The 13260-nt window shown below is 49.9% G+C and carries 7 protein-coding genes; 6 read left to right on the top strand and 1 reads right to left on the bottom strand.

The genetic code is table 11. The features are described 5' to 3' along the window. The first annotated feature begins 36 nt into the window (after window positions 1-36). Together ASC40_RS12045 and ASC40_RS03940 are read left to right on the top strand one after the other, a co-directional pair. Complete coding sequence (locus ASC40_RS12045; protein WP_055438443.1) at window positions 37-3984, top strand: S8 family serine peptidase; 3948 nt, start codon at window positions 37-39, stop codon at window positions 3982-3984. A gap of 96 nt (window positions 3985-4080) precedes the next feature. Next, window positions 4081-4554 (top strand): hypothetical protein, encoded by a 474-nt coding sequence (locus ASC40_RS03940; protein ID WP_141656096.1) that lies wholly within the window; start codon window positions 4081-4083, stop codon window positions 4552-4554. 116 nt (window positions 4555-4670) lie between these two features. Here the strand turns inward: ASC40_RS03940 and ASC40_RS03935 are convergent, their stop codons facing one another. Beyond that, window positions 4671-8123, bottom strand: coding sequence for a PAS domain-containing hybrid sensor histidine kinase/response regulator (locus tag ASC40_RS03935; RefSeq protein WP_055438441.1), 3453 nt, complete (start codon window positions 8121-8123; stop codon window positions 4671-4673). Window positions 8124-8360: 237 nt separating this feature from the next. Here ASC40_RS03935 and ASC40_RS03930 point away from each other — a divergent pair, with 237 nt between their 5' ends. The 4 genes from ASC40_RS03930 (at window position 8361) to ASC40_RS03915 (ending at window position 13126) form a co-directional block, all read left to right on the top strand. Continuing rightward, entirely contained in the window at window positions 8361-8627 is a 267-nt protein-coding gene (locus tag ASC40_RS03930; protein WP_055438440.1) for a DUF4212 domain-containing protein, read from the top strand. 12 nt (window positions 8628-8639) lie between these two features. Then, window positions 8640-10355 carry a sodium:solute symporter family protein gene (locus tag ASC40_RS03925; RefSeq protein WP_055438439.1) on the top strand — a complete coding sequence of 572 codons (1716 nt, stop codon included), beginning with the start codon at window positions 8640-8642 and terminating at the stop codon, window positions 10353-10355. 131 nt (window positions 10356-10486) lie between these two features. Then, the gene (locus tag ASC40_RS03920; protein WP_055438438.1) at window positions 10487-12544 is read left to right on the top strand and encodes a DUF294 nucleotidyltransferase-like domain-containing protein; all 2058 of its coding nucleotides are present in this window, start codon (window positions 10487-10489) and stop codon (window positions 12542-12544) included. Beyond that, entirely contained in the window at window positions 12545-13126 is a 582-nt protein-coding gene (locus tag ASC40_RS03915) for a 3'-5' exonuclease (protein ID WP_055438437.1), read from the top strand. The last annotated feature ends 134 nt before the right edge of the window (window positions 13127-13260 follow it).

Raw genomic sequence — 13260 nt, 5'->3', positions numbered from 1 at the left:
CTGCCATTTGTTATTAACAGACACAAGGGAAGAGCAATGAAAACAACTCTAAAAGCTCGTTGGTCCACACTTGCCGTCGCGGTTGCTGCTGCAACTACGATGTCGGCTGCCGTGGCACAAGAGCTACAAGCGGTTGATGCTAAACTTCAAGCGGTTGAGCAAACTGCGGAACGTAATCTGAATAAGGTTCCTCAGAAAGTTCAAGGCGGCTTGCAACGTGCGGCTTTCCAACCTACTCGTTTCTTAATTGAATTTGTTGAGCCTGCAGTGGCCACCTATAAGGGCGGTATTGCGGGCTTTGAAGCTACTTCTGCGAAAGCAACAGGGCAACAACGCCTTGATATTAACTCGCACAAGGTTGAGTCGTACGCGGATTATTTGGCGAAGCGTCAAAGCTTGGTTATGTCGGAAGTGAAAAAACGTATTCCGAACCTTGAAGAAAAAGCGAGTTTAACGCTGACCTTTAACGGTGTGATTGTTGAGTATCATGGCGGTGATTTAAAGCAGCGTTTACGTGGTGTACCAGGTGTTAAAGCAGTTCACGAAGACAGCATTGTTTATGTGAACATGGATGCCTCAAATGACCTTATTGGTACGGCTGAAGCTTGGCAACAGCTAGGTGGTCAAGCGGCCGCGGGTAAAGGCGTGAATGTTGCGGTTATTGATACCGGTATTACTTTTGATCACCCAATGTTTGCTGACAATGGCCATGACCCTGTCACTGTTGCAGGCGAGGTTGGTGCTGACTGGTGTGAACTAAACCCAGACGTATGTAACGACAAAATTGCCGTGGCCCGTTTTTATGAGCCGGTAAGTACGGTGCACCCAGATGAATTTATGGACTCGCCATGGGACATGAACGGTCACGGTACTCACGTAGCGGGTACTGCGGTTGGTAACCCTGTTAGCGCAACCTACAATGGCGTGGCGTTGAACTTCTCAGGTGTAGCACCTGGTGCGAACTTGATGGTGTATAAAGCGTTATGGCAAACCGTTGATGGCCGCGGTTCAGGCTTAACCTTAAGCTTGGCTGAAGCGCTTGAAAATGCTGCGGAAGACGGCGCAGACGTTATTAACAACTCATGGGGCGGCGGTGCTGGTGGTTCTCCAGCAAACAGCTACTACACCAGTATTATGCAGTCGTTAGACGAAATGGGTGTGGTTACCGTTACTTCAGCAGGTAACTCTGGCCCAGGCCCAGTAACTGTTGGTTGCCCAGGTTGTATTGAAGAAACTATTACTGTTGCAAGTACGCAAACTGGCCGGGTTTTTGGTAACGAACTTGAAGTGACAGGTTTCGACCCAATTGCCGCCAACATGGGTAACGGTAACTTCCAAGTCAATGAAGCAATTACTGCTGAGTTGTTGCCTGCTTCACAAGTTGATGAAACTAACGTTGAAGCTTGTAACGCGTTCGAAGCTGGTGCATTTGCTGGCAAAATCGCGCTTGTTAGTCGTGGTACATGTTCGTTTGAACAGAAAGCCAACACGGTTCAAGCGGCTGGCGCTGTAGGCATGGTGTTATACAACAATGCTGATGGCATTATCATTATGAGCATGGGCGCGGCAACCTTGCCGGGTGTGTCTATTCTGCAAGCCGATGGCCTGGCCATTGAAGAAGCTTGGGATGCTGGCATGCAAGCCACTATTAACCCTAATTTCAAAGCGGTTAACGAAGCAGCTGTCGACATTATGTCTGGCTTCAGCTCGCGTGGTCCGAACGGTGATTCTTCGTTCTTGAAACCAGAAATTGCAGCGCCAGGTAGCGATATCTTGTCTGCAGCGCCTGGTCCAGGTTTAGCGATGATGAGCGGTACTTCGATGGCTGGCCCACATGTTGCTGGTGCTGCGGCATTGGTTTTAGCTGGCTATGACAATGACTTAACGCCACAGCAAGTGAAGTCAATTTTGATGACTTCTTCTAAAGGCGGCATTTTGAAAGAAGACGGTGAAACACCAGCTGATCCATTTGATGTGGGTGCGGGTCGTCTTGAGATGCCAACGGCAATGAACACCGGTGTAACTTTCGACCGCGCTTCATTTGCTAACAACATGTGTGTGAACACCTGTACCTTTACGCGCACGGCCACTAACCTTGGTGGTGCAGATGCGAATTGGCAGGTTTCTGTTGCGTTTGACAGCCCTAATGTGAGTGCAACATTCACTGAGTCGTTAGCGTTAGAAGCGGGTGGTACTGGTACGTTCGAAATGGAAATTAACGGTGCACTTGCTGGTGAAGGCTGGCAGTTCGGTCACGTTACTTTCACTGACGCAAGCGGTACTTATGCAGATGCAGTATTGCCGGTTGCGGTTTATACCGCGCTTTCAGAAGACTCAACAATTATTGGTGCAGGCGTAACAGCCGGCGAATTGTTGGCAGGTACTGATTTCACCATGTCGGCTGTAGCTGGTCTTGGTGGTACCGGTGAAGAAGTGACGCTTTCAGTACAATACCCAACTGATGAATTGTTTGTTATTGACGACTCGTCATTGATGGTCACTGAAGAGCTAAGCACTCCAACTTCGTCTGAATACAATGCTGAAACCCGCTCATTTACTTGGGTAGGTACGCAGGAAAAAACACCTGACGAAGCGCTTGTGTTTAATGCCGCAGGTTCATTCCCATTTGCTGGCTTAGGCTTAGATACCTTGCAAGCGGTTTACGGTATTGGCCATAGCAAAGTATGTGTGGAAGGCTGTGATGAGACCTATCTAACCTTGAATATTGGTTCTATTGGTTATGACTGGCACATGGGTGGCGCCGCGCACACTATGTTATACATGTGGAGCAATGGTTTCGTTGAAATTGGCGAACAGCGTACTGGTACGGCATTTATGCCTGGCTTTATGCCAGAAGTAGACGGTACTGACGGCGTTGTTGCACCATTGTGGTCAGACTTCCAGTTTGACGCAGGCGAAGGTGAAATGCGTTATGCAATTGTCAACGCAGGTAGCGATAGCTACTTAATTCTAGAGTGGTATAACGCTCTGGCATGGCATAGCCCAGATTACCCAGAAGCCAATAACGGTGAACGTTATACCTTCAACGCTTGGTTCCGCTTGGGTACTAACGAAGTGTATTACAACTACATTGAAACTGGTGCTGAAACGCCATACTGGGGTGCAGCAATTGGTATCGAAGATACTTCAGGTACTGTAGGTTCAACTGTGTTCTACGCTTATAGCGGTGCTTACCCGGCAAATGGCGGCAGCTACGGCGCGCTAATTGAAGAAGGCACGAACGGTACTGTGCAAGTTGACTTAGCAGCGAACGTTGCAACCTTTGGTGATGTTGCAGCTGCAACAGCTGAAGGCAGCCACTCGCGTGCGTTGAATGTAGACTTAACTAGTGCGGTAGGTGAGCAAGGTCGCGAGTTCTTAACCATGCTTAATGTAAGCTCTGGTGAACTGTCATACGACGCTGTATTGCCAATGCACATTAATCCGACTGGTGCGTTGTCACTTGAAGCCACGGTAGCTCCTGAGCACGGCACAGTGACTTTCTCTGGCATGGTTGCAACTTATGCTGCGCCAGCTGGCTGGACCGGTACTGATAGCTTTACCTACCGTGTGGTTGACGAGAATGGCGGTGCTTCTACTGAAAACACTGTTTCTGTCTCGATCACCAATGCTGCACCTTCGGTAAGCGTGACTGCACCGTCTTCGGTGAACGTTGATGCTTCAGTACGCTTAGACGCAAGTGCTTCTAGCGATGCCGACGGTGATACGTTGACCTATCAATGGCAATTGATTGATGGCCCAACTATTTCATTAGCGAACGCCAACACTGCGGTAGCAAGCTTTACTGCGCCACGTGTTGACGCAACTTCTGAAGCGACGTTCTTGTTAACGGTTTCTGATGGTCTTGAAACTGTGCAGTCGCAGCACACTGTGACTATCGTTAAGAAAGATAGCAGTGCGTTCGGTTGGTTGTTTGTATTGTTAGGCCTGCCATTAGTATGGTTACGCCGCCGCGCCGTATAATCGCGCGATGACAATGTAAACGTTAAAATACTGTTGTTTTAACGCAAACGGCGATAGGATACACCTATCGCCGTTTTTTTACGTGAGGGTATAAGCATGAATGTTAAGGGATTATCAGTTGTAAGCATGGCTGTTGCGGTTGCTTTGACGGTTGCGGGCTGTGTAGACAAAGAAAATATGAATTCGGATGCGCTGACTGAAGCTAATGCTGACAATAGCGCTAAGGAGCAGACCATGAACCCTGTTGAAGACGGATCACGCGATGCGCGGTTGCGTTCGCTAGATAACCAAATTCGCTCAATGGTTGGTATTGCTCGTGCTGATAATATTGACCAGTGCCGCATGATTGCGGTGGGCAAGCGCGCTTGCGGTGGCCCCGAGTATTATATTGCTTATTCATTGCAGGTAACTGACGAGTCGGCGTTAAAGCAGCTAGTGAGTGAATACACTGAGCTGCGTATTGAGCATATTCAAGAAACTGGCGAAATGGGAACCTGCGAGATGATTCCCGAGCCTGTGCTTGACCTAAATGGCGGCATTTGCCGTGCACTACCAACGAATACGATGTAGCCCGGCGTTTTACGCCGGGACGGGCGCAGCCCTGTTAATGTTTGAACTTTGGTGATGTGGCGAGTATGACCTCGCTGCGCTCGTCCCGGCGTACTTTTTGACAAAACACGGCCGGGCTACCGGTCAAGGTATTTCAGCAGTGACTTCAGGGCGGCCGGTTTAACCGGCTTAGCCAAGAAATGCAGTTGTTCGGCGCGTGCGCGGCTGCGCACGCCGTCGTCATTCATGGCGGTAACTAAGGCGCCAGACAAATTATCCCCCCATAACTTCCGTAATTCTTGAGCGAGGCTTAAGCCATCGTGTTCGTCGTCACCTAGTTGGTAGTCTAATAACATACCGGTTGGACGCGGATGGGTTGCCGCGTACTCAAGCACAGTGGCGCTGCTGGTAAAGGTTTCGACCGTACAGCCCCATTTTTCTAATAGCGCGCGCATGGCGTTGAGGTTTTCTTGATCGTCGTCTACGCACACCATAGTTAGACCTTGGTGCAAGTCACTACTGCTTTGCTGTGCTGGCTTTTCATGTACTTGAGCTTCGTTACCCAACGGCACTTTTACCGAGAAGCAACTACCCGAGCCTTCAACGGTGTTGAGGCGTAGCTCGCAATGTAATTGCTCGCTCATGCGCTTGGCGACACTTAAACCAAGGCCAACGCCTTCTACGCGGGTGTTAGAGCCGCGGTAAAAGGCATCAAAAATACGGTGCCGCTGCTGGGCTGTAATACCAAGCCCAGTGTCATACACCGCAATAAGCAGGTAGTCGCCACGACGGCGTACGCCAAGTAAAACCTTGCCGTTATCGCGGTTGTATTTTACCGCGTTGGACAAAAAGTTTTGCACAATACGGCGCAAATAAGTCGGGTCGGTGTACACCACGCCGTCATGAATGCGCGCCTTGAGGCTAATGCCACGCTGCTCGGCCAGTACGCTATATTCATGCAACAACGGTTGCAGCACGGTACTTAGTCGCACATGCCGAAAGCGTGGTTGCAGAGCACCTTGGTCCATTTTGGCAATTTGCAGCAAGGTGCTTAGCAGGTGCTCGGTAGAAGCTAATGCAGTATCGAGCTTTTGCGTTAATTGTAAATTACCCGGCGTTAGTGTGCGCTCGTCCATAGCGGATAAATACAGGCGTGCGGCATTAAGCGGCTGCAAAATATCATGACTTGCCAGCGCCAAGAAGCGGGTTTTAGATGCGTTGGCTTCTTCGGCTTCTTGTTTGGCTTTTTTCAATTCAACTTCAACGGTGCGCCGGCGGTCAATTTCTTCGGTGAGCTCGTTGTTAATTTCGCGAATTTTCTTTTGCCGTATATTAATGCGCTGTTCAAGGTCAATATTGGCCTCTTCAAGCGCTTGTTGCGTTTCTACGTGCTCAGTAATGTCGGTAAATGAGGTTACAAAGCCGCCGTTGGGCAGTGGGTTGCCGACCATTTCTATCACGCGGCCGTCGCCACGGCGTCGAATAAAGCGGTGCGGCGAGCCCACCTGCATGTGCTTCAGGCGCTTGGCAACGAGCTCTTCAATTTCGCCGGGGCCACATTCGCCGCGCTCGGCGTTGTAACGAATTAAGGTGGCAATAGGCTGACCGGGTTTAACCATGCCATCGGGGTAGTTAAAGAGGTCTAAGTAGCGTTTATTCCATGCCACCAAGCGCAGCTCTGCGTCAACCACGCTAATGCCTTGGGCAAGGTTTTCAAGCGAGCTAAACAAGATTGACTGCTGGGTTTGTAGTGCTTGGGTGGTGTCGTCAAAAAAGTGGACCACTTCTTCTAAGTGTAGGCGTCTGTCGCGTAGCGCAGCTTCGACCAGCGAGCGTGCGGTTGCGGCGCCTAGCACCCCTGTCAGTACTCGCTCTACGTAGTCAATAAATTCGCGCGAGGCCACGTCTTCTTTGTTGGTGTGGCTGGTGTTGTTGCCTTGCGACTCGGCGAAGTAGTCGAGCAATTGGGCCGTACGTTGCTCGCCGACAAAGGTCTGCAGTAGTAACATCATGTCGCCGTTGGTGGCTTGATGATGCCGACCGACTGTGTGTTCTTGCACCCGTGAGCGCGGTTTTACGAATGCGGTTGCTTGAATGCGATCAATCAGGCGCGGCTGGGCTAGCAGCGAGAATATGATGTAAAACGCGGTGTTCACTGCCAGGCTAATAACCGTACCTTGGGTAATAATGCTGGTGTCGGTGCTTTGGTGTGGTAGGTACATAGGCACCGCCACTGCAAATAGCCAAGCAATTAAGCCGCTACCTAAGCCGACGTAAACGCCGCGCGCGTGGCCACGGCGCCAATACAAACCGCCAAGTACCGCCGGTAACAACTGTAGAACTACTGAAAAGGCCAGTAAACCTATGCTGACTAAACCGGTGCCGGCTGCCCAGAAGTAATAACAGAGATAGCTGAGCAACAAGATAATTGCGATGGCAACTCGGCGAATGAGCAATAATCGCCGCTGGAAGCCGGTTGGAAAACTGGTAGGTAAGCGGCTGCGGCGCTGTAAAATAATCGGCATGATCACGTCGTTGGTAACCATGGTGCTTAAGGTTACCGAGGCGATAATAACCATGGCGGTGGCGGCAGAAAAACCGCCGATATAAATAAACACGGCTAACCAGGTTTGATCATGCAATAAGGGTAAGCGCAGGGCGAAAGTGTCGCCGTCGACACCGCCTAAAAATAAGCTACCACTTAAGGCAATGGGCACAATAGCGGTAGCTATCAGCACTAAATATAAAGGAAAGCCCCAGCGCGCGGTTTTCAAGTGGTTAACGTTTACGTTATCAACTACCGCTACGTGAAACTGCCGTGGTAAACACAAAATAACGCCGGCCGCCATGAAGGTTTGCACAACAAAGTCGAACTCGGTGAGAGCTTCCCAGCTCCAGGCTTTGCTGGTTGGGTTGCTTAGCTGCTGCCACATACTGGTGGGCGATGCCTCACTAAATAACAGGTAGGCAAATACGGCCGCGGCCAGCAGCGCGACTAGCTTAACCGCTGACTCAAAGGCAATGGCCAAAATCATGCCGTTGCGATATTCCGTAACTTCAATATGGCGAGTACCAAACAACATAGCGAACACCGCCATAATGGCGGCGGCCACCAGTTCGTTAATAGAGAACTGCGTGAGCGCCGAGGTGTTTTCCGTGAGCACCACAAAGGTTAAACCAACTGCTTTAAGTTGGAGGGCTATGTAGGGAATGGTTGCTAACGCGGCGATAAGTGTCACGAACAGCGCCAAACGTTGCCGCTTGCCGTAGCGGCTAGCAATGAAGTCGGCAATAGATGTTATGTTTTGTTGTTTTGAGACGCTAACTAGCTTTTCAACCAACGGCAGTGCAAACACAAACAACAAGAAAGGGCCGAGCAAAATGGGTATATAAGCCCAGCCGCCACTAGCGGCATTGCCCACTGCGCCATAGTAGGTCCAGCTGGTGCAATAAATAGCCAAGCTCATACTGTAAATAATTGGCTTATAGCTAATGCGGTTGGCCCATGAATTGGGTTTATCGCCCCAGTGCGCGACAGCAAATAGGGTGGCTATGTAGGCCAAAGAGGCAAGTATGAGCAGTAAGGTCATTTGAACACCAAGAGCGATATTAGATATTAGATATTAGATATTAGATATTAGTTGAAAGCAAAAGCGAAATTCAGAGCTTCGATGGTTTGTTTTCTAATATCCAATATCTAATATCTTCTATCGTTTTTGTCTTTAATACGACCAATGTCTTATTTCCTGAATTGTCATTCGCCGACTAGATTGCATAAGTGATTCTTTCACTAATAACAAACAACAACAGAACAACTTGGAGGGCGTATGGCTTTCAAAAGCGAAGAACTCGCAAAAGCCTACTGGCGCGATAACATTAGCTTGGTGCTGAAGCTACTAGCGGTGTGGTTTATTGTGTCATATGGCTTTGGCATTCTTTTGGTGGACGTGTTGAACCAGTTCACTTTCTTCGGCTTTAAGCTGGGCTTTTGGTTTGCTCAGCAGGGCTCAATTATCACCTTTGTTATCTTGATTTTCGTGTATGTGAAACGCATGGCGGCGCTAGATAACAAATATGAAGTGCACGAAGAATAAGGGGCCGGGAACATGGATATTCAAACGTTAACGTTTATTATCGTCGGCTTAACCTTCGCACTTTATATTGCTATTGCAATTTGGTCGCGGGCGGGTTCGACGTCTGATTTTTATGTCGCAAGTGGTGGCGTACACCCAGTAATGAACGGTATGGCAACGGCCGCCGACTGGATGTCTGCTGCATCGTTTATTTCAATGGCGGGTATTATTGCGTTTGCTGGTTATGATGGCAGCGTGTACCTGATGGGTTGGACCGGTGGTTACGTGCTGCTGGCGCTGTGTTTGGCGCCGTACTTACGTAAATTTGGTAAGTTCACCGTGCCCGACTTTATTGGTGACCGCTATTACTCACAAACTGCCCGTACCATTGCGGTTATTTGTGCGATTTTAATCTCATTCACCTACATTGCAGGCCAAATGCGTGGTGTGGGTGTGGTGTTCTCGCGCTTCTTAGAAGTTGATATTGCGACCGGTGTATTCATTGGTGCCGTGATTGTTTTCTTCTATACCGTGTTGGGCGGCATGAAGGGTATTACCTACACCCAAGTGGCGCAGTACTGCGTGCTAGCGTTTGCCTACTTAGTGCCGGCTATCTTTATTTCGTTCCAAATGACCGGCCATATTCTGCCGCAAACTGGCTTTGGTGCTACCATAGCCGATGGGGTTGCAGGTGAAGGACAGTATTTGCTTGCAAGGCTTGACGGACTGTCCGAAGAGCTTGGGCTAGCGGCCTATACCTCCGGCATCAAGTCGAAAATTGACGTATTTGCTATTACTTGTGCGTTGATGGTGGGTACCGCTGGTTTGCCACACGTTATTGTCCGCTTTTTCACCGTACCTAAAGTAAGCGATGCGCGCTTGTCTGCAGGTTGGGCATTAGTGTTTATTTCTGTGGTTTACTTAACTGCGCCTTCTATTGCTGGTTTTGCCAAAGTCAACTTAATCAACACTGTGAACGGTCCAGACTTGCAAGGTGTGGAATATGAAGCTGCACCAGATTGGGTCAAGAACTGGGAAAAAACCGGTTTGATCAAGTGGGAAGACGAAAACGGTGACGGCAAAATGTTCTACTCGGGTGACGAGCGCAATGAAATGACGGTTGACCGCGATATCATGGTTCTAGCGAACCCTGAAATTGCTGACTTACCGGCGTGGGTTGTGGCGTTAGTTGCAGCGGGTGGTGTAGCCGCAGCGTTATCAACTTCGGCAGGCTTGCTATTGGTTATTTCAACGTCGGTGTCGCATGACTTGTTGAAACGCACCTTAACCCCGAATATTACTGACAAACAGGAGCTGATGTGGGCCCGTGTGGCGGCGGCAATTGCGATTGCCTTGTCAACGTGGTTTGGTATTAATCCGCCCGGCTTCGTGGCGCAGGTGGTCGCCTTCGCGTTCGGCTTAGCCGCAGCGAGCTTCTTCCCTGCAATTATTCTGGGTATTTTCTACAAGCGTATGAATAGCACTGGTGCAATTGCCGGTATGTTAGTGGGTATCATCTTTACCTTGGCGTATATTATTTACTTCAAGTTTGTGAACCCTGCTGCCAACGTGGCTGACAACTGGCTATTTGGTATTTCGCCTGAAGGTATTGGTACTGTAGGTATGGTGCTGAACTTCATTGTGGCTTATGTTGTGCATAAGCTAACGGGCGATGCGCCGCAAGATACGCAAGATTTGGTGGAGTCGATTCGTTATCCGCGTGGTGCGGGTGGGGCGACAGGCCACTAAGATGACAAGCCCGGCTTTCGCCGGGCTTTTTAATTCAAAAGCGATATTAGCTATTAGATATTGGATATTAGAGGAGCGGGTTTTGCTAATATCGAATATCTAATAGCTGATATCGTACTTGGGGTTTCAAGATGCAGCCGGAATTTACTGAGGTACAGCGCTTTTTACTCGATTGCCCGCCGTTTGACGAACTAACCGGTGAGCAACGCCAATGGGTGGCACAGAATATAAAAGCGGCCTATGTGAACGAGCACAACGTGAGTGACTTGTTCAAGCAACATAGCCCGGCTTTATATATTGTGCGTTCGGGCGGGTTTGATTTACTCGCGCCAGATGGCCATTTAATTGAGCGGCTTGAGTCGCATGACCTGTTCGGGTTTCCGTCGCTGTTAAGCGGTCGGCCGGTGGTGAATAAGCTGCACGTGATTGAAGACGGTATTATTTATATTGTGTCGGCGCAGATGTTTGATACGTTGCGCCAAGCAGTGCGGGCGTTTGAACAATACTTTATTCGTGCCCACGGGCAGCGGCTACTGGGAGAAGTAGCCCGGCAACCGATGGACGTAGCCCGGCGTTCTACGCCGGGTAGCAGCGCAGCTGCTGTTAATGGTAGCAGCGCAGCTGCTGTTAATGGTGGTAGCGCAGCTGCTGTTAATGCTGACACCGCAGCAACGGGGGGGATAACCGCTGGCGCGTCCCGGCGTGAAACGCCGGGCTACGAGCCGTTGGAGTTAACCGTTGGTGAAGTCGTGGCGCGCAAACCGGTCACCATGCCAATTACCGCGACAATTCGCGAAGCTGCTGAGCGCATGCGCGACGAAAAGGTCTCCTCAATTATTTTGGTAGAGGAGGGGGCGGCCCCCGCTCCAGACCAGGGTGCGGACCAGGGTCTGCACCCCTCTCTTGCGCAGGTGCGCATTAGCGGTATTTTAACCGACCGTGATTTGCGCAATCGGGTGGTGGCGCAGGGGTTGTCGTACGGGTTGCAGGTGAATGCGGTGATGACGCAGGCGCCGGCCACGGTGCAGGCGCGGCAGACGCTGATGGATGCGTTGGCGATGATGACGCAACACGATATTCACCATTTGCCGGTGGTTGATGATAATCAGCAACCTCTAGGTATGATTACTAACACCGACTTAATGCGGCAACAGCGCAGTGAGCCGGTGATGTTGATTAGTGCGCTGAATAAAGCGCAGTCGCGTGAGCAGCTGATTACCGAAGCGCGACAGATTCCGGTCTACATGCAAACCTTTGCGGCGCGGGTGCGCGATACCACCATGGTGGGTCGTTTGTTGGCGTCACTAACCGACAGCATGACTCGCAAATTGATCAAATTGTACGAACAGGAGCATGGCGTAGCGCCCGGCGCTTATTGCTGGATTGCGTTTGGCTCGCAGGGGCGTGAAGATCAAGTGCTAAGCTCGGACCAAGACAACGGTTTGTTACTTGGTAACGGTTTAAATGAGCAGCAGTTGGAGTGGTTTAAGGGCTTAGGTGAGTACGTTTGCAGCGGTTTAAACGAGTGCGGTATTCCGTTGTGCCCAGGTAATATTATGGCGTCTAACGCAGATTGCCGCCGTACCCTTGATGGCTGGCTTGAGCGCTTTCAGAATTGGACCCAAAACCCCACACCGAAAGCGCTGATGTATTGCCAAATATTTTTTGATTCGCGCATGGTGCACGGCAATAAGCGTTTGTACCAGCGTTATCGTGACGAAGTGGCGCAACTGGGGCAGAAAGACTTTTTCTTGGGTAACTTAGCGCGACTGCAGGTGAGTGTGCAGGTGCCATTGGGGCTATTTAATCGTTTTCGTGGCACTGAGTCGGGAAAAGACAGCGATTTAATCAATATTAAGCGCTACGGAATAGCACTAATTAACGATATTGTACGAATTTATTCGCTACAAGCTGGGTTAACTGTCCCGCAAACTTTACAGCGACTGGAGCAACTACGCGGCAGCAATTTGTTAAACCGCAAAGATAACCAGAGCTTAGCGGAAGCGTGGCAGTTTCTAACGCAGTTGCGTTTGCAGCATCAATTAGCGACTTGGGGCACGGATAAGCCGCAAAATGCCCTCGACCCCGATGAACTTAGTACTTTAACGCGGCGACAACTTAAAACGGCGTTTCGTATTATCAAAGAATGCCAACAAGGCGTTGGCTTGAAATTCGGCCGGGTAGGGTAAATGGGAAACCTGAAACGCTGGATTAAACGCTGGTTGCAGCGGAACAAGCCTTGGACCGAGCACACTTATGTGGCGCTTGATGTAGAAAGTAGTGGCCTTGATCCGCGTTCTGATCAATTACTGGCGGTGGCTTGGGTGGTTATTAAGCCGCCGGTGATTGACTACGCCAGCGGCCGTTATTATTTGATTAAACACGACCAAACCGAGCTGAAACAGTCACCGGTGGTACATGGTTTAGTGAGCAAAGATTTTATTGACCCTACTGAGCCAGCAGAAGTACTGCGTGAATTAGCAAAAGTATTAAAAGACAATATCTTGGTTTGTCATTATATTCAGTTGGACTGGGGGTTTTTGCAGCACGCAGCGAAGCAACACGGGATAAAATTAGAGCCATTAGCACGCTTTGACACCCTAGCTTACGAGGCCCAACGCCTTAAACGCCATCAACATCATATTGCTCGCGGTGAGCTGACATTAAATGCCTGCCGAACGCGGTATGGGCTGCCGGAGTATAATGCCCACCATGCCTTTAGTGACGCTATAGCCTGCGGCGAATTAATGCTGGCGCAACGCTATAAATAACCACTAGTTTTGACCGATCATAACGTTGGTTATACCAATTCACCAAAAAAGTTCCCTGTTTTCACGAAAAAAATACAAAAAAACTTGGTTTTTGTGTGTTTCGTAGGTTGCCGAGCCGACTGTTTTTGATTAGT

This window comes from Pseudidiomarina woesei, assembly GCF_001418345.1.
GTDB lineage: Bacteria > Pseudomonadota > Gammaproteobacteria > Enterobacterales > Alteromonadaceae > Pseudidiomarina > Pseudidiomarina woesei.
Note: the sequence above shows the minus strand (reverse complement) of the source record. Positions and strands in the feature narration are given on the sequence as shown.

Bases quoted from the DNA above. Each gene is read 5' to 3' on its own strand.
- ASC40_RS12045 (WP_055438443.1), top strand. From the start codon at position 37: ATGAAAACAACTCTAAAAGCTCGTTGGTCCACACTTGCCGTCGCGGTT.
- ASC40_RS03940 (WP_141656096.1), top strand. From the start codon at position 4,081: ATGAATGTTAAGGGATTATCAGTTGTAAGCATGGCTGTTGCGGTTGCT.
- ASC40_RS03935 (WP_055438441.1), bottom strand. From the start codon at position 8,123: ATGACCTTACTGCTCATACTTGCCTCTTTGGCCTACATAGCCACCCTA.
- ASC40_RS03930 (WP_055438440.1), top strand. From the start codon at position 8,361: ATGGCTTTCAAAAGCGAAGAACTCGCAAAAGCCTACTGGCGCGATAAC.
- ASC40_RS03925 (WP_055438439.1), top strand. From the start codon at position 8,640: ATGGATATTCAAACGTTAACGTTTATTATCGTCGGCTTAACCTTCGCA.
- ASC40_RS03920 (WP_055438438.1), top strand. From the start codon at position 10,487: ATGCAGCCGGAATTTACTGAGGTACAGCGCTTTTTACTCGATTGCCCG.
- ASC40_RS03915 (WP_055438437.1), top strand. From the start codon at position 12,545: ATGGGAAACCTGAAACGCTGGATTAAACGCTGGTTGCAGCGGAACAAG.